This window comes from Marinobacter salicampi, assembly GCF_011074795.1.
In the GTDB taxonomy this organism is placed as follows: domain Bacteria; phylum Pseudomonadota; class Gammaproteobacteria; order Pseudomonadales; family Oleiphilaceae; genus Marinobacter; species Marinobacter salicampi.
The window spans coordinates 1-16,840 of sequence record NZ_JAAMPF010000007.1; the positions used below are offsets into that span (position 1 = coordinate 1).

Consider the following 16,840-nt stretch of genomic DNA (forward strand, 5'->3'; position numbering starts at 1 on the left):
CGAAGGAGATGCGCATTCTACAGACACCCACTCAGGTGTCAACGGGGATTTTGGAAAAAAACCCAAAACCTTCCAGATCGATTATTCGGTGATCAAAACCCGGGCAATCTTCTTCTTACCAGCCTGGACCACACAATCGTCGCCCTTGGTGAACACTCTATCCGCCGGAGCTTTGTCGCCATCAATGTAAACTGCCCCACGCCCGATCACATCTTTCGCAGCCGCACCGTTTTTCACCAGACCAGCCAGTCGCAACACTGATGCCATTGGCAATTGCTCCTGCCCCTCCAGGGGAACCTCCACTATCGGCACATTTTCTGGGATCTCGCCCAGCGCGACCCGATTACCAGCGGATTTGTGAGCGGAGCGCGCCGCTTCATCGTCATGAAAGCGCGCAATGATTTCTTCGGCCAGAATTTTCTTGAATTCCTGGGGATTGGCTCCACCCTCTACGGCAGCCCTATACTCCTGGACTTCCGCGAGAGGCCGGAAGCTAAGCAACTCAAAATAGCGCCACAACAATTGATCAGGCACAGACAGCAGTTTGGTGTACATTTCGCCAGGAGAATCATTGACACCTATATAGTTGCCCAAGGACTTCGACATTTTCTGGACCCCATCGAGGCCCTCCAATATAGGCATGGTAAGAATGATCTGAGGTTCCTGCCCATAGTGCTTTTGCAGGATCCTACCCATCAGGAGATTGAACTTCTGATCGGTACCGCCCAGTTCGATGTCCGCCTCCATGGCGACCGAGTCATAACCCTGAACCAGAGGATAGAGGAACTCATGGATAGCAATGGGCTGCTCGGCCCCGTAACGCTTGGTAAAATCATCCCGCTCCAGCATACGCGCAACCGTGTACTGACCCGCCAGCCTGATCATATCGGCGGCAGTCATTTTGCCCATCCACTCGGAGTTAAACATGACGCGAGTTCTTGCAGGGTCGAGAATCTTAAAGACCTGCTCTTTATAGGTCTGGGCGTTAGCTGCCACCTGCTCGTCGGTCAGAGGCGGGCGCGTGGCGCTCTTACCAGTTGGATCCCCGATCTTGCCGGTAAAGTCACCAATCAGGAACATTATGTCGTGACCCAGATCCTGGAGCTGACGCAATTTGTTGATCAGGACTGTATGACCAAGATGGAGATCCGGTGCGGTCGGGTCAAAGCCCGCCTTGACGCGAAGAGGCCTGCCCAGTTTGAGCTTAGTGATGAGCTCCTCTTCAGGAAGCAGCTCGTCTACCCCACGCTTGATGATGGCAAGCGCCTCGTCGATTGATGTCATAACAGCTAATTCCTTGATAACAGTTGCGGTAAAAGGTCGCGGTAGTTACAGAGCCCAACAAAATGACTCTGAGCGTTACTGCAAACGCTGCTACCATTCTTAATAACGACCGAATAGCCAGCAGCCAAGCGTAAGAGCAGCGCATTATAGCAAGGGTGACAGGAAAATCTGTGCCTGACACAGACGGCCGTCATCAGGTTGCCCCGGTATGACGCCCAAGTGCGTGCTTTTTATACTGCCGAGGTTGATCTATACTTGAACGCTGACCTTAATTGGGCTGTACAACCTACAGAAGTAACGACTAAAAACAGGTTAATCGCGTGCTTAAGACATTTCCAAAAACACATTTGGCGGCAGCATTTCTGACCGGAACGGTCATCGCTGTAAGTGCTGTCTTCAGCCCCAGCTCGGACGTGGAGGCCAATCGTCTGGTTGTCGCGTTGGATCTTGATTCTGGCGAAATCACCAAGACAACGAAAGAAGGCAACCGTACGCTTTCCGACGACGCCCTCTCTGCGGCGGCGATCATCTCTACACAAGACTCCTCTTCTTCAGAGCAAAGCGCTCCGGTTGCCACCAGTCAGCCAGTCTCTAACGATGCTCCTGTGGAACCTGCTGTTTTGACCGACTCAACATCGAGCGAGTCCGTCGAGCCCAGACTGAGCTGGACCGAGTTCAATATAAAAAACGGCGACAGCCTGTCGACTCTTTTCAAGAAAGCCGGCTTCTCTGATCGACTGATGCTTTCAGTGATCCACGGAAAAGGGAATGCCGACAAGCTTCAGCGACTCTATGCAGGCGAGTCGATTGCGTTTGCAACCGACGGCGAGGGCGAGCTCGCGGCCATCAGGCTTCAGCGTTCGCGTATGGAATCGCTAGAAATTGAGCGTACTGATTCCGGCTTTGTGGGTGAACAGGTAGTTCGTCAGCCTGAGATCAGAACAACATTCGCCGAGGCAGAAATCACCAGCTCTCTGTTTGGGGCAGGACAGGCTGCCGGCCTTACTGACAAGCTGACGATGGAGCTGGCCGGTATTTTTGGCTGGGATATCGACTTTGTCTTGGATATCCGTAAGGGCGACCGCTTCAGTGTGGTTTATGAAGAGCTGTTTCTGGACGGTGAGAAGATCGACAATGGCCGTATCCTGGCCGCCAATTTCAACAACCGAAGCCGGGAGCTGGCTGCGGTTCTCTATACAGACGAGAAAGGCAGTAGCGACTACTACACCCCAGACGGCCGAAGCATGCGCAAAGCGTTTCTTCGCACGCCGGTGGATTTTGCCCGCATATCGTCGAACTTCAACTTGAACCGTCGCCATCCGGTGCTGAACACTCTGCGAGCTCATAAAGGCACCGATTATGCTGCCCGTACCGGCACGCCGATCAAAGCTGCTGGCGATGGCAAGGTCATCCTGGCAGGCCGCAAAGGCGGCTACGGCAAGACAGTCGTTCTCCAGCACGGCAGCAGCATTACCACTCTTTATGCCCACATGAACAGCTATGCCAAGGGCGTTCGCTCCGGCACGTACGTCAAGCAGGGACAGGTTATCGGTTATGTCGGTGCTACCGGTCTTGCGACCGGCCCACATTTGCATTACGAGTTTCGAGTCAACGGCACCCATCGCAACCCTGTCACTGTCAAATTGCCGGATGCCGCCCCTATCCCGAAAGCGAAACTGGCTCATTTCAGATCAGCTACTGATCAGACTCTTGCCCAGCTCGATACCTACCGGGATCGGCGCCTGACCCTTGCAAGAGGCGATTAAGAGGTGGATGACGCCTCATTTGTCGGCCTGATGTCAGGCACCAGCATGGATGGCATTGACGCTGTGCTGGTGTCCTTCCCTGAAAACCGGATCCTACTTCACGCAACCTTTTGCCTGCCCTACCCCCACGAACTTCGAGAACGGTTAGAGCGCCTGAGCCAGAACCATGGCAGCCCTGATGACCTGGGCGAAATGGACCATCAGTTGGGCCAGCTTTTCGGCCAGGCCGCCTGCGAAGTTATCAAACGCGGCAAACTGTCGGCTCCTCCTTTGCGAGCCATTGGAAGTCACGGCCAGACAATACGGCACCAGCCCCATGGTCACTGCCCTTTCTCAATCCAGCTAGGTGACCCTAACCTTATTTCTGAGCTGACCGGTGTCACCACGATAGCGGACTTCCGGCGTCGGGATATGGCCGCTGGTGGCGAGGGAGCCCCTCTGGTGCCTGCTTTTCACCAGGCTTACTTCGGCAAAGAAGGCGAGGATCGCTACATCATCAATATAGGCGGTATTGCAAATATCAGCTGGCTACCCGGTCAGCATCCTGACCAGGCTTTCGGTTTTGATACCGGCCCGGGCAACGCCCTGCTGGATGCCTGGTGTCTCGACCAAACCGGGAGGCACTTTGATGAAGAGGGACGCTGGGCCAGGGGTGGCAAGGTCGACGAAGCATTACTGAATGACATGCTTACCGATGGCTACTTCAGGCAGAGCGCACCTAAAAGCACCGGTAAGGAGAAGTTCAATCTTGCCTGGATTAAGACGGTACTTAACCGTCATCCGGAAACGGCGCCTGTGGATGTCCAGCGAACCCTACTTGAGCTGACCGTGCGCACTCTGACTGATCAGCTGACTGCGCCTGCTTCCACCCTTTATGTGTGCGGAGGCGGAGTTAAAAACACGCTTCTGATGGAAACCCTGGCGTCCGCCAATCCCGAACGCACTCTGGTGGCCACCGATACCCTGGGTCTCGACCCCCAGTGGGTTGAGGCAACCGCTTTTGCATGGCTGGGCAAGCAGGCGATTGATGGCGCCTATGGCAATGTCCCCAAGGTCACCGGTGCCAAAGGCAGGCGAATACTCGGAGCTATCTACCAAGCCTGAGCGATCCGACAAAGTTCGTCGCTAGATTGTAAAGGAGGAGCCACAACCACAAGTGGAACTCGCATTCGGGTTCTGGACCATGAACTGGGAGCCCTGAAGACCCTCCTGATAGTCGATGGTTGCGCCCACCAGATACTGATAGCTCATGGGATCCACCAGCAATATGGCACCCCCTTTTTCGATGGCGGTATCATCCTCGTCCTGATTGTCGTCGAAGGAGAAACCATACTGGAAGCCCGAACATCCCCCTCCGGTGACAAACACCCTTAACTTAAGGGAGGGGTTCTCCTCCTCTTCCACCAGTTCCCGTACTTTTGCGACCGCGCTGTCACTGAAGAACAGCGGTGTCGGCATTTGTTCCTGTACTAGACTCAAGCTCGCCTCCAAAATATCACTGTTCGTTAATTGCCCAATTATCGTATTCCCGACCAAAACAATCAACTATTGTGGGCGCTCTTTTCCTGCGACTGGCTGTCCGCTCAGCAGACCGGTCTCTTCAGATAGCTCCGGTTCGCTTGCCAATGCCTCGTTTTGAGACAGTCCCTGGCCCAGCAGTCCAGCCGTTTCTTTCTGATGGACCAGGTTGCCGTTGACCTGGGCACCCATAGCCATCTCGATGAGGTTGTAGTAAACATTCCCATGTATGGCGGCTTTCGCCGCGAGCTCAAGGTGAGAACCTGAGTAGACGTTGCCATGGACTATACCGTTAATGATGACATGGGGCGCCATGATGTCACCCTCAATCTCGCCGGCTTCGGAAACCCGTAGGACAGCCTCGCTACCCTCCTCAGCAATGACTTTCCCCTGGACCTTCCCGTCCACATGGAGCCCGCCGGAAAAATAGACGTCTCCAGATATGGAGGTTTTACGGGACACCAGCGTATCGAAGTGCCCGGTAGGGCGACGCTGATTCTGCTTCTTGTTACCAAACATGCTTAATTCTCCCGCACTATGGGCCAGTCAAATGTACGTTCTGCCTTGGTGGCCTTGGCGCCCTGAGCCTGAGCCACAACCTGGACTTCAAGAGGCTCGAAGTCTTCAGGAAGCACCAGTTCACCTTCGACATCCTGGAAAAAGCGGAAGCGGAACTTCACGCCGAGATCATCAATGTCTTCTGACACATCCCGTAACGCAATCAGCTCGCGCTCTTCGTTTCGCATACCTACGACATTCACCGCGACAACACCTGAGATATAGCTATTGTTATTGCCCACCTGGGTCAGCACAAGTTTGAAATCATAGTGTCCGGGGGTGCGTTTTGAGATCAGCGTCAAACGGTCAACCTGCAGACCCTCGCTGGTTTCCGAAGGCGCCATGATGTTCTTGTAAAAGGTGAGGTCCGATTCGAGCTCTGACCTTCTCGTTTCCAGCGCCGTTATAGCGCGCCGGGCCTGATTCAGCGCCTGCTCGTCGATGCTCCGGCCACGCTCAAGATTGATTAGCCGCTGCTGGGTTTCGGTATGGGACTTCCTGAGTTCCGCTAGCTCCTGCTCAAGATAATCCCGGGTCTGGACCACATCACTAAAGCGGAAACCGTCCTCCGCCATACCCATCATGTATCCGATCACAGCGGAAATTACGGAGAAAACCAGCAGAATGAGTGTCCTGCGAAGACGATAACCTGGCCGATGCCGAATCACCACATACTGGTCTGTTTTCTTGTCGTCTGTCACAGACCCGGCCTATGGCAGCAAGGCTGGAAAATTGAGCGCCGTACTTTCGTCGAACCCGAACATAATGTTCATATTCTGTACTGCCTGGCCTGCGGCACCCTTTACCAGGTTATCGATTACTGATGTGACAATAACCATGGAGCTGTCTCCCTGACGGTGCAGCGCCATCCTACAGGTATTTGCTCCTTTTACACTGCGAGTTTCGGGGTGACTGCCAAACGGCATCACGTCAACAAAGGGCTCTGTCTGGAAGCGCTCTTCGTAGAGACGCTGCAAACGGTCGAAATCAGCCGGATCTTTCAGTTCAGCGTATAGCGTGGCCTCAATCCCCCGGATCATCGGCACCAGGTGAGGCACAAAGGTTACGCCCACTTCGCCCTGATCTTTAACCGCGCCCACCAGCCCCTGCCGGATTTCTGGCAAATGTCGGTGCCCGGACGCGCCATAAGCCTTGAAGCTCTCACCTATCTCGCCGTGGAGCGTGCCTACGCTGGCGCCCCGGCCTGCGCCACTGGCACCGGATTTGGCGTCGGCTATCAGCCGCCGTGTATCAACAAGTCCGGCCTCAAGAAGAGGCAGAAAACCCAGTTGCACCGCCGTGGGATAGCATCCTGGGTTGGCTACCAACTGGGCCTCACGAATGGCATCCCGGGCTATTTCAGGCAAGCCATAGACGGCTTTCTCGGCCCACTGGGGGCTCTCGTGGGGCATGCCATACCATGTTGCCCAGACATCAAGATCCTTGAGGCGAAAATCAGCTGACAAATCAACCACGCGGGTACCCCGGGCCATGAGCTCCGGCACCATACGCATGGCAACCCCATGGGGCGTCGCGAAAAATACCAGGTCACAGGCAGAGAGCGCATCGGCATCCGGCTCGCTGAAGGCTAGATCATAGTGGCCACGCAGGTTGGGGTACATATCAGACACAGCCAAGCCAGCTTCCGAGCGTGAGGTGATCGCCTGGACTCTGACGTCAGGATGCGCTGCCAGTATCCGCAGCAACTCGACGCCGGTATAACCGGTACCCCCTACGATGCCTACCTTTATCACTCGAAACTCCTGCTCTTGCGTTACGTTCTGAACCCCAGCCATTCGGCCGCCTATGCTCATTCAAAGACCTGCGTGCCGCCATAGTCTATCATGATACTGCAGTGACAGATTGCGGCCAGAACAACGACCATTACAATACCCTAAGTCTTTGAACCTTCAAGCCCAAAAGGCCCAGAAACCGATGTTCCATGCGCAACTTTAAACATAAATACACGGATGGTTTCATTCCCTTCTTCCGCAGGCGACTTGCGGACGTTGATGCATTGCCTCAGCTTGCATTGCTGGGTCTGCTTTCAGGCATCGTAACGGGGGCCGTGATTCTTGTGTTCCGCCTGGCAATTGAGTGGCCACTTACTTATTTTCTGCCAGGCTCCGGTTCGGAATCCTTTGAGCAGCTCGGCCTGATCACCCGGGGCGTACTGCCCTTTGCAGGCGCTGTGGCCCTTGGGCTACTGCTCCACCGGCTTGCGATTCAGGACCGCAAGGTGGGCATTGTGCATGTCATGGAACGCCTGAACTACCATCAGGGGTACATCAGCCTTCGCAGTGCCATCGTGCAGTTTATCGTGGGCGTGGGGACGGTTATCACCGGGCAGTCTGCAGGACGGGAGGGCCCGGCAGTCCACCTTGGGGCGTCTTTCTCAAGCCTGATGGGGCAATGGATGAGACTGCCCAACAACAGCATCCGCACGCTGGTGGCCTGTGGCAGCGCTGCGGCTATTTCAGCGTCGTTCAACACGCCCATCGCCGGCGTTATTTTTGCCATGGAAGTGGTGATGATGGAATACACCATCGCCGGGTTTACACCAATCATACTTTCATCTGTCAGTGCAGCAGTAATAACCCAGGCCGCCTATGGCCCGGCGCCTGCGTTCAGTGTGCCGCCGCTGACCATGAATTCACTGCTTGAGATCCCCTGGATACTGGCCATGGCGGTGGTCATTGGTGTGGCAGCGGCCGCCATGATCAGGCTGATGACCGCCAGCGGCCGCTTCCACCAACGGCCAGTGCTTTTGCGCCTGACCTGTGCCGGGCTTCTGATGGTCCCCTTCGCCATACTGATTCCCGAGGTCATGGGGATTGGCTACGACACCGTGGACCTGACCATTGGCGGGGAGCTGCCATTCTGGCTGCTGCTGGGCGCCGGCGTCGCCAAACTCATCATTACGGCGGTTACCATTGGCCTCGGCATGCCCAGCGGTGTCATTGGCCCGACGCTTTTTATCGGGGCAACCCTGGGCGGCGCCATGGGCCTTATTGGCTCGGCGTTCATGCCAGACACCGCTTCATCGGTAGGCTTTTATGCCATGCTGGGCATGGGCGCCATGATGGGTGCAGTCCTTCAGGCGCCCCTTGCAGCGCTCATGGCATTGATGGAACTGACCCGCAACCCCAACATCATTCTGCCCGGGATGCTGATTATTACTAGCGCGAGCCTGATCGCCAGCGAGGTGTTTGGTCAAAGGTCTATTTTCCTAACGATCCTGAAAAATCACGGCATGAGCTACCAGAATTCACCGATTACCCAGGCCCTTAGACGGGTGTCGGTGGGCGCCATCATGGACCGGAGCATCCTGCGCACCGAGCGCCACCTGTCCCGGGCACAGGCGACGGACATGCTCAGGTCAGAGCCAAAATGGCTGATTGTCGAGGGCAGCAGTGGCCCGACCGCGCTGCTGCCCTCAGTAGATCTGGCTCGCTTCCTGGAGAGCCTGGCGGAACAGGACCCAGAGGCCGAGGACAAAAAAAGTGACTTCGAAGAGGGTGAAAGTGAGACAGAGGAGACAATCGATCTGATGGAGATTCCGGCACATAGGCGGGACATTGCGCCGGTCCAGTATCAGGCCACGCTGGAAGAAGCCCTCGACGAATTCAATAATGGTCAAGCTGAAGCTCTGTACGTGCAAAGACACGTTGCCCCCATGATCCAGCGGATCTACGGTGTGGTGCTAAAGGCCGATATCGAAAACTACTACCAATATAAACGCGGCTAGGCCGACCAATGCCCGATACGGGCAGTGCAGAGGTTATCTATGCTTTGGGTTAAAGCGTTCCATATCATTGCCATGGTGTGCTGGTTTGCTGGGCTGTTCTATCTCCCCAGGCTCTTCGTGTATCACGCTGCGTGTGATGAGCAGCCCGGGCGGGACCGATTTAAGGTCATGGAGCGCAAGCTCTACCGGGGCATCACGACACCCTCGATGGTCGCGACTCTGATATTCGGATTCTGGCTGATCAGCTATAACCCGAGCGGGTATCTGAGCCAGGGCTGGCTACACGCCAAACTGTTTCTGGTACTGCTGCTTGTTGGTTACCATTTTTACTGCGGACACCTGGTCAAGGTATTTCAGCAGGACCAGAATCAACGCAGTCACGTATTCTACCGGTGGTTCAATGAAATGCCCGTTCTGGTGCTGGTAGCGGTGGTGGTACTCGCTTCCGTCAAACCTTTTTAATCCGATCCTCCGACCTGAAAGGGAGACCCTGCCATCAAATTACATCAACGCCCCCAGGTACTTATTCTTTCTGGCCTCGACCCTTCCGGGGGCGCCGGGATCCAGGCGGATATCCAGGCGGTCACCGCCCTGGGCTGCCATCCCCTGCCGGTTTTGACCTGCCTGACCGTGCAGGACACCCGCAACGTCTATGACAGCGTCGCCGTAGAATCTGATCTTATCCTGCGGCAATTAAAGTGCCTGGCCCAGGACACGCCTTTTCACGCCGTCAAGACCGGAGCGCTGGGTAATGCGTCAATTGTGGAGGCCCTGCTGGCATTTCTGGCAGACCATCCCGCCGTTCCCCTGATCGTCGACCCTGTCATCAAAGCCGCCGGTGGTGGCGATCTGGCGGATGAGGCTTTGATTGACCGAATGCGCAGGACCCTGTTTCAGCGTGCCGAGGTCATCACTCCCAATGGGGTGGAGCTGGCCCAGTTAAGCGGAGAGCAGGATCCGGCGAAAGCAGCCGACCAGCTCCTGTCCGAAGGGTGCGGCTCGGTTCTGGCCACTGGAGGCCATGGCCTGGGACAGTCGATCGTCAATGTGCTCTACCGTAGTGGGCAAGAACCCATGGAGTGGCGCCTGGACCGCATCGGAGGCGAGTATCATGGCACCGGCTGCACCCTGGCTGCAGCATTGGCCGCGGGTCGGGCACAGGGTCTGTCTCTGGAAGAGGCGATTGCCCAGGCACAGACATTTGTTTCCGGCGCCATCGGCAGCGCCCTGGCGGTAGGTCGGGGGCAGCCGGTACCCGACCGTCATTACAAGAGAAACATCTAGTGGCTGAACGGAACATCTCCCCCGGACTTTACGCCATTACCGACACCCGGCTGTTGCCAGGGGAGCGGCTGTTCACTGAAGTTGCTGCAGCCATACGGGGTGGCGCAGTCGTGATCCAGTACCGGGATAAAGTCAGCAGCCCTCGCGAGCGCCTGTACCAGGCCGGCAAACTTCAGGTGCTGTGCGCCGGCGCTGGCGTGCCGCTACTGATCAATGATGACCCCAAGCTTGCGTTGGAGGTAGGCGCTGCCGGTGTGCATCTTGGCCAGTCCGATTTCAGCCTGGAACGCGCTCGTGCCATGCTTGGTAGCGAGGCCATTATCGGTGCCACCTGCCACGGCAGCCTTAGCCTGGCCCGGCAGGCCGTTGAGGCTTCCGCCGATTACCTGGCCTTTGGCCGTTTCTTCGGCTCCCAAACCAAACCCGAGGCTGTTCCGGCTGAGCCTGGAGTGCTGGCCGAAGCGAAGCAACTGGACAGGCCATTGGTTGCCATCGGCGGCATCACTGCGGAGAATGGTGCCCAACTGATCCGGGCTGGGGCGGACTGCCTGGCGGTCATCGGGGGTCTGTTTGCCAGCCCCGACACTGAGCAGGCCGCCCGCGAACTGAGCCGGCTAATCAGCGCTCATCACCCTGCAGCCCCGGGGCGTTAGTACGCCCCCAAGCCGAACCTGCTTCTACATCCTACAGAGCCGACATAAGCGGAGCCCGAAACCATGACCCAATCCGAAACCCTTTTTGAACAGGCACAAAAGTACATTCCCGGCGGCGTCAACTCACCGGTGCGAGCATTCAAGGGCGTCGGCGGCACGCCGCTTTTCTTCAAGCATGCCAAGGGAGCCTATCTTTACGACGAGGACGATCGGCGCTACATCGATTACATAGGCTCCTGGGGACCGATGATCCTCGGCCACGGGGACAGACGCATCATTGACGCGCTCCATGCCCAGATCGACCTGGGGCTTGGCTACGGCGCGCCCACGTCTATCGAAACAGCCATGGCCAAGAAAGTGTGCGAATTGGTGCCCTCCATCGATCTTGTGCGCATGGTTAACTCCGGCACTGAAGCCACCATGAGCGCTATCCGCCTGGCCCGCGGCTATACCGGGCGGGACAAAATCGTCAAATTCGAAGGTTGCTACCATGGCCATGTCGACTCACTGCTGGTGAAGGCGGGCTCCGGCGCCCTGACCCTGGGCGTGCCCAACTCACCCGGCATCCCGGCAAGCCTGGCCGAACACACCCTGACCCTGCCTTTCAATGATATTGAAAGCGTGCGCCAGGCCTTTGCTTCGGTGGGCGACCAGGTGGCGGCGATCATTGTTGAGCCAGTGGCCGGCAATATGAACTGCATCCCCCCCGTACCAGGCTTCCTGGAAGGCTTGCGGGAAATCTGTGATGACTACGGCACGGTACTCATCTTCGACGAGGTCATGACCGGCTTTCGGGTCGCCCTCGGTGGTGCCCAGGGACACTATGGGGTTACTCCAGACCTCACGGCTCTGGGCAAGGTGATTGGCGGCGGCTTGCCAGTAGGCGCGTTCGGCGGCAAACGCAAAATCATGGAACACATCTCCCCGCTCGGTCCCGTGTATCAGGCGGGAACCCTGTCTGGCAACCCGTTGGCGATGACCGCTGGCCTGACCACCCTCAATGCCATTTCCGAGCCGGGATTCCACGACAGGCTTACTGCCAAGACCACGGCGGTGCGCAATGGCCTCAAGGCCGCTGCGGACAAGCACGGTATTCCGCTGGCGGTCCAGGGTGTTGGGGGTATGTTCGGCTTTTTCTTTACTGAAGAGGACAGCGTGACCAGTTTTGATCAGGTCATGGGCTGTAACGTTGAGCGCTTTAAAGCCTTCTTCCAGGGCATGCTCCGGGAAGGCGTCTATCTGGCCCCCTCCGCCTTTGAGGCGGGTTTCGTCTGTGCCGTACTATCGGACGAGGACGTGGAACATACCACCGAGGCGGCGGGCCGGGTCATGGCCCAGCTCTGATTCATGGCCTGGCGACCGGCAGCGTGGCGGTCGGCAAAGGGAGTTGAAAGCTGGCGCCGGGCCTGACCGGCGTCAGAACAGGTAGTCGAGACTGACCTGGTAACTCTGGTTATCATAGCTGTATTGCTTCAGGGAGCTTTCACTTTTCTGGTGCGAAACCTCCCCTATGATCGACCATGACCTTGAAAGGAGATACTCCGCGGTCGCCCCCAGCGAGTAACGATGGTCTGCCCGCCGGCCTGACTCCCGATCGGGACCGGATATGAGCCGGTACGGGTCAGGGTAGTCGCTGTAGCGGTAGGCCACCTCCGAACCGAGCGTCAGGACTCCGAAGCCGAGATACTCCAGAGTCAGGGCCAGGCCCTGGCGTCGCGGGGATACGCTGACAAACTGCTCGCCCACTGTCAGGTCTTCCCGGTCGTTAACTTCCAGCTCAAGCTCCGCAATTCCCCGCCAGGCATCCCAGCGCGAACTCAGACCGGCGCTGGCCTCATACCGCCAGCCTTCATAGGCTTCGTAGCCGTTAAAAGGGAAAACCCTCGAGACGGATGCATCCAGATCACAACGGACTGACTGACCGCTGCCAAAACATCCCAGGTCCCGATACCGACCCTCAAAGGATGTCTGGTGCTCCCTGGACTCGTCAGCAATGCGGAAGTAAGCCTGTTTGAGCGCCAGGCTTCGGGTATCGGAATCGCCTCGGGACACCCAGGCCACACTCACTTGAGCTGCATCGTTGGTGAAGTCGTCTTCGGAGTGGAAGTGGCGACGGTAATAGCTGCCCGAGGCCTCGACCGACCGGCTCCTGCTGTCGGAACCTGCCAATGACCAAAGGGGCCCCTGGCCGGCAAGGATAACTTCATTGAAACTGTCAGAAAGTTCGGTCCCCGCCGTATCCGGCAACAGGGCAAGGTTGCTCTCATAGCCAGCGCCAAGCGACGCAAACCCAAGCCAGGGCTGGCTCTCTTCAACGGTGGGTTCGAGTTGGCGCCGGGCCAGTGTCCGGAGCTTCTGCTGGGACGCGTCTTCGGCTACCTGGGCGAAGTAGTCCCGGGCCAGCTCTGGCTGACCATCCGCCTGGGCCACCAAGCCTAGATTATAGCGGGCCAGATCCTGATGACTGGTATCGAGCAGTTCATTGAAATGCTCTCGGGACAACTCATACAGCTGCATACGGTAGTAGAGCACACCGAGATTGTAATTCAGGGCAGAGTTCTCGAAACCTGAAGCATGGGCGCGCTCGAGCAGTTCCCGTGCCTGATCGAGATCGCCGCTTTCAAAAGCCGATACCCCCGCCCGGAACAGCGCTTGCGGGTCAGCATCGTCCACGGCCGGCAACGCATTTCCGATCGCCATTGACGGGACCAGACACGCGCCCAGCAACAGAATCAGTATCCCTCTAATGGACGAGCGGGCCAAAAAACACTCCTGCCAGACGTTCCTTCGACTGAAGGCAACCATGGAATAGGAAGTATAGCAGGGTCGGACTCTATCCAAACGGGGGAATCAGGAGATTCGGGCAGAAAATGCCATGCTGGCATAAATTGTCAGGGGAAGTCAGGGCTTGAAATTAAAACCAGGCTTTACGGGAAAAAGGGTCAGGGTCTTCCGTTTCCACCGCCGGGCCTGGGCAGGTCATCCGGCCGGCCACCGCCGCCCTGGTTTCCACGGCCCTGATTGGGAAGGTCGTCAGGCCGCCCGCCGACGTCCTGGTTGCCCCGACCGGGGTTGCCGACGTCGTCAGGGCGACCGCCGCCCTGGCCATCACGTCCTGGCCTGGGCAGATCGTCGGGGCGGCCACCGCCGCGCCCGATGTCAGGCTTTCCCCGCGGGATGCCAATAGCTTCGCCCGGCCTGCCCCTTGGGATTTCATCGCGCTTGTTTCTGGATTCCTCCGACATTTCGCGACCCAGGGCCCTGCCCTGCTCGCGAGCTTCCGTGGCCTGCTCACGGCTCGCCGCTCCAGCACCAGGCCCGGGTTCATCGGGAGGAAGCAGGGCTGATTCTGGTAACTGCAGCTCCTGCACAACTCGATCGGACAAATCCTCGTCATCAATTACCATCCGCATGGTGACATCGAGATCGTCGCGACTCTGGGCCGCTACCGAGGTAGCGGAGGCCAAAACCAGCACCAGAAGAACCCTGAGGCACCCCCGAATACCGTTACTGATCGTCGCTGATTCATTCACGAGGAAGGCTCCCCATCCTTAATTTCTATGCCAGGGATAGGCGCATGGAAAGTCTTGCGCTTGTCACCAGCGTCCAAATGAGCCACAAGTTCTCCTGCCTGTGGGTACGCGATGCGAAGAGGTAACGCGATGACGTTCTCACCTGGCTCCAGATCCACCTGCCAGCTTAGCTGCCGATGGCCGGGAAAGTTGGCCAGCTCCACATTGGCCGGAAGTTCGATGGTCAGATTCACATCATCAAGCCGCGAGCCCGAATTGAATGCCAGCCGTACGGTTTGCTCACGTCCCCAGGGTTCAACTTCCGCCACGGACTGCACCGGGCCCTCGGTTGCGGTCCGGGCCATTTCGGTCTCTGACTGAGTCAGGCCATCATTACCCGAGCCCAGGAATAACCCCAGGGCCAGAGACGCCGCAAGCGCACCGCCAACCACAGGAACCGCCCACCAGGATGAAGCAGAAACCGGGCGTTTACCGGTAGCCGCAGCCAATACCCGGGTCTCAAAGTCAATACTTGGTTCGGGAATGGTGTAGGCCTGCAGCTCGGCATTGATCTGACGTTCCCAATGCAGGCGCAGAGCACAAGCAGAGCACTGCTCGGTATGGTTCTCCAGAGCACGCAATTTCTCCGGCGCGAGTCCGGCAGCAACATACTGCTCAATAAAGTCCTGGGCCTGATGGCACGTCATCATTTTCATCACCTCAGTCATCCAAACGCAACCTGGCCAGAAAGGGTTCCAACTCTTCGCCAAGAGTTTGCTTCAGGCCGGCCCGACATCGGTGCAACCGCGACTTGACCGTTCCCACAGCCACATTCAGCACTTCAGCAATGTCTTCCTGGCGCCAGCCATCCACGTCGTGCATCAAAAGCAGCGTGCGCTGGTCCGGGGGCAGGCTTTGCAGGGCGTGGCCGACCGCCCGTCGCAACTGCTCCCGGCCCAACTGGCGATCCGGCTCGTTGGTGCTGTCCACCAGGCCATCCAGAAAGTTCTGGCCTACATCGTCCGCCATGATGCTGCTCACCGGTCGGTCCGCCCGACGCGCACGCTTTCGGGTGAGGTCGATAAAGTGCCGGTAAAGCACCCGGTTAAGCCAGGGCCCTGGCTGGTCCACTGCCAGCAAATCGTCGGCCTTGGGAAACAGCTTGGTCAATACATCCTGCACAAGGTCCTCGGCATCATCCCTTTGTCCGGTAAGTCGAAAGGCAAACCGGTACATGCCAGCCAGATGCGGCTGCACGCAGGCTTCGAATCGTTTCGCACGCGAAGGTTTAAAGGGAATCAGTGCCACAACGCAACCTGAGGTTCATGGTTAAAGCGCCTTATACCAGATAACCGCCCGTCTTGTCCCGATTCGCCCACAGGCAAAGCCAAAACAGTTCGGACCAACAATTTGAAACGTTCCATAGACATACAGTAACTGACAAAAAGGGAACGGTTTATGCGACCACTACGTTCTAATTTCAGACGCTGCCGATGACTCAACAGGTGACGTCGCAATCATTATAAATCCGGCCATAAGCAAGAGAGCCGGTAGACTTTTCCCGGAGGCTTTCCATGAAGTACGCATTAGTTAAAGGTTTGAGTGTAGCCGCGTTGGCAGCGGCGATTTCCGCCTGCGGTGGCAGTGGCAGCGACAGTGGTTCGACGGGCACCCTTTCTCTGGGGCTGACGGATGCTCCGGTAACCAGTTTGAGCCAGGCGAATCTGAACATTACATCGGTAGAGGTCAAGCCTTCAGAAGGTGAGAGCGTGACTATCGAACTGGCACAGCCACTGGACATCAATCTTCTGGACTTCCAGGGCGGCAAGGTTGCGCAGCTGTTCGAGGGTCAGGAATTTCCTGCCGGCCAGTATCAATGGATCAGGCTGCATTTGGGCGAAGATCCTTATGTCGTAGAAGCGTCAGATGTGAATGAGACACCCGTTTTTCTATTCCTGCCTTCCGGGCGGCAGACCGGCCTCAAGCTGAACGGTGGTTTCGTGATACCTGCAGGCGGTTCGGCAGATTTCACCATCGATTTCGATGTCAAGAAATCCATTTTCAATGCTGGCGCAAATGCTCCGGCGGGCCAAGATAAGTACATGCTGAAGCCCTCTCATAGGTTGATCAACAACGTGGAGGCTGGCTCTATTGTCGGCGATGTTGATGTGATCGGTATCACCGATCCCAAATCACCCTACAACTGTAACTACGACGGATCCGTCTATGTCTACGAGGGAAGCGACGTAACGCCTACTGATCTCGACCTTACGAATACTGAAGTGGAAGGCCCTGTGGTAGCGGTACCCGTAACCAACGAGGAACAAGCAAGCCTGTTCAGCTTCAAGGCCGCCTTCCTACCTGCAGGCGAATATACAATCGCTTACTCGTGCCAAACTGACGATAATGAGACCTCAGAGCCTCTAGAATTTATTGGCACTCAAAACGTCTCTCTTGCCATAACTGAAGACGATGCAGAGGCAACGGCTGAAATTATCCAGTAAAACCGGCCCAGAT

Annotated in this window: 17 protein-coding genes; 8 read left to right on the forward strand and 9 right to left on the reverse strand. The window is 57.1% G+C overall.

The features are described 5' to 3' along the window. Positions 1-81 precede the first annotated feature (81 nt). The gene (tyrS, locus tag G7W63_RS02445; RefSeq protein WP_166252657.1) at positions 82-1,284 is read right to left on the reverse strand and encodes a tyrosine--tRNA ligase; all 1,203 of its coding nucleotides are present in this window, start codon (positions 1,282-1,284) and stop codon (positions 82-84) included. A 320-nt stretch (positions 1,285-1,604) separates the two neighbouring features. On the opposite strand from tyrS, the gene G7W63_RS02450 reads away from it, so the two are divergent. Together G7W63_RS02450 and G7W63_RS02455 are read left to right on the forward strand one after the other, a co-directional pair. Then, positions 1,605-3,050 (forward strand): OapA family protein, encoded by a 1,446-nt coding sequence (locus tag G7W63_RS02450; RefSeq protein WP_166252660.1) that lies wholly within the window; start codon positions 1,605-1,607, stop codon positions 3,048-3,050. A 3-nt stretch (positions 3,051-3,053) separates the two neighbouring features. Next, positions 3,054-4,154: an anhydro-N-acetylmuramic acid kinase gene (locus G7W63_RS02455; protein WP_166252663.1), complete on the forward strand. Its 1,101-nt coding sequence runs from the start codon at positions 3,054-3,056 to the stop codon at positions 4,152-4,154. Between the two features lie 21 nt (positions 4,155-4,175). On the opposite strand, the gene erpA is transcribed toward G7W63_RS02455, so the two are convergent. The 4 genes from erpA to argC all read right to left on the reverse strand — a co-directional run bounded on the left by erpA (position 4,176) and on the right by argC (position 6,880). Next, positions 4,176-4,508: an iron-sulfur cluster insertion protein ErpA gene (gene erpA, locus G7W63_RS02460; protein ID WP_242634286.1), complete on the reverse strand. Its 333-nt coding sequence runs from the start codon at positions 4,506-4,508 to the stop codon at positions 4,176-4,178. Between the two features lie 87 nt (positions 4,509-4,595). Beyond that, the gene (locus tag G7W63_RS02465; protein ID WP_166252669.1) at positions 4,596-5,087 is read right to left on the reverse strand and encodes a bactofilin family protein; all 492 of its coding nucleotides are present in this window, start codon (positions 5,085-5,087) and stop codon (positions 4,596-4,598) included. Positions 5,088-5,089: 2 nt separating this feature from the next. Next, positions 5,090-5,827, reverse strand: coding sequence for a DUF6776 family protein (locus G7W63_RS02470; RefSeq protein ID WP_166252672.1), 738 nt, complete (start codon positions 5,825-5,827; stop codon positions 5,090-5,092). 9 nt (positions 5,828-5,836) lie between these two features. Beyond that, complete coding sequence (gene argC, locus G7W63_RS02475) at positions 5,837-6,880, reverse strand: N-acetyl-gamma-glutamyl-phosphate reductase (RefSeq protein ID WP_166252675.1); 1,044 nt, start codon at positions 6,878-6,880, stop codon at positions 5,837-5,839. A 188-nt stretch (positions 6,881-7,068) separates the two neighbouring features. Here argC and G7W63_RS02480 point away from each other — a divergent pair, with 188 nt between their 5' ends. The 5 genes from G7W63_RS02480 to hemL all read left to right on the forward strand — a co-directional run bounded on the left by G7W63_RS02480 (position 7,069) and on the right by hemL (position 12,155). After that, positions 7,069-8,874: a chloride channel protein gene (locus tag G7W63_RS02480; protein WP_166252678.1), complete on the forward strand. Its 1,806-nt coding sequence runs from the start codon at positions 7,069-7,071 to the stop codon at positions 8,872-8,874. Between the two features lie 39 nt (positions 8,875-8,913). After that, a complete protein-coding gene (gene hemJ / locus G7W63_RS02485; protein WP_166252681.1) occupies positions 8,914-9,336 on the forward strand; it encodes a protoporphyrinogen oxidase HemJ in 423 nt (140 codons plus the stop codon). Between the two features lie 63 nt (positions 9,337-9,399). Continuing rightward, positions 9,400-10,158, forward strand: a complete 759-nt coding sequence (gene thiD, locus G7W63_RS02490) for a bifunctional hydroxymethylpyrimidine kinase/phosphomethylpyrimidine kinase (protein ID WP_166252787.1) — start codon at positions 9,400-9,402, stop codon at positions 10,156-10,158. Next, complete coding sequence (thiE, locus tag G7W63_RS02495) at positions 10,158-10,811, forward strand: thiamine phosphate synthase (protein WP_207308862.1); 654 nt, start codon at positions 10,158-10,160, stop codon at positions 10,809-10,811. Before thiD ends, thiE begins: the two co-directional genes overlap by 1 nt. A 63-nt stretch (positions 10,812-10,874) precedes the next feature. Continuing rightward, on the forward strand, positions 10,875-12,155 hold the full coding sequence (gene hemL / locus G7W63_RS02500) for a glutamate-1-semialdehyde 2,1-aminomutase (protein WP_166252684.1): 1,281 nt from the start codon (positions 10,875-10,877) through the stop codon (positions 12,153-12,155). Positions 12,156-12,227: 72 nt separating this feature from the next. Here hemL and G7W63_RS02505 read toward each other — a convergent pair whose 3' ends face one another. The 4 genes from G7W63_RS02505 to G7W63_RS02520 all read right to left on the reverse strand — a co-directional run bounded on the left by G7W63_RS02505 (position 12,228) and on the right by G7W63_RS02520 (position 15,580). Continuing rightward, on the reverse strand, positions 12,228-13,574 hold the full coding sequence (locus G7W63_RS02505) for a tetratricopeptide repeat protein (protein WP_166252687.1): 1,347 nt from the start codon (positions 13,572-13,574) through the stop codon (positions 12,228-12,230). A gap of 179 nt (positions 13,575-13,753) precedes the next feature. Next, entirely contained in the window at positions 13,754-14,344 is a 591-nt protein-coding gene (locus G7W63_RS02510; protein WP_166252690.1) for a hypothetical protein, read from the reverse strand. Continuing rightward, positions 14,341-15,033, reverse strand: coding sequence for an anti-sigma factor family protein (locus G7W63_RS02515; protein WP_166252693.1), 693 nt, complete (start codon positions 15,031-15,033; stop codon positions 14,341-14,343). The genes G7W63_RS02510 and G7W63_RS02515 overlap by 4 nt, the downstream gene beginning before the upstream one ends. 10 nt (positions 15,034-15,043) lie before the next feature. Continuing rightward, positions 15,044-15,580 carry an RNA polymerase sigma factor gene (locus G7W63_RS02520; RefSeq protein WP_242634282.1) on the reverse strand — a complete coding sequence of 179 codons (537 nt, stop codon included), beginning with the start codon at positions 15,578-15,580 and terminating at the stop codon, positions 15,044-15,046. Between the two features lie 317 nt (positions 15,581-15,897). On the opposite strand from G7W63_RS02520, the gene G7W63_RS02525 reads away from it, so the two are divergent. Continuing rightward, positions 15,898-16,827 (forward strand): DUF4382 domain-containing protein, encoded by a 930-nt coding sequence (locus G7W63_RS02525; RefSeq protein ID WP_166252699.1) that lies wholly within the window; start codon positions 15,898-15,900, stop codon positions 16,825-16,827. Positions 16,828-16,840: the final 13 nt, after the last annotated feature.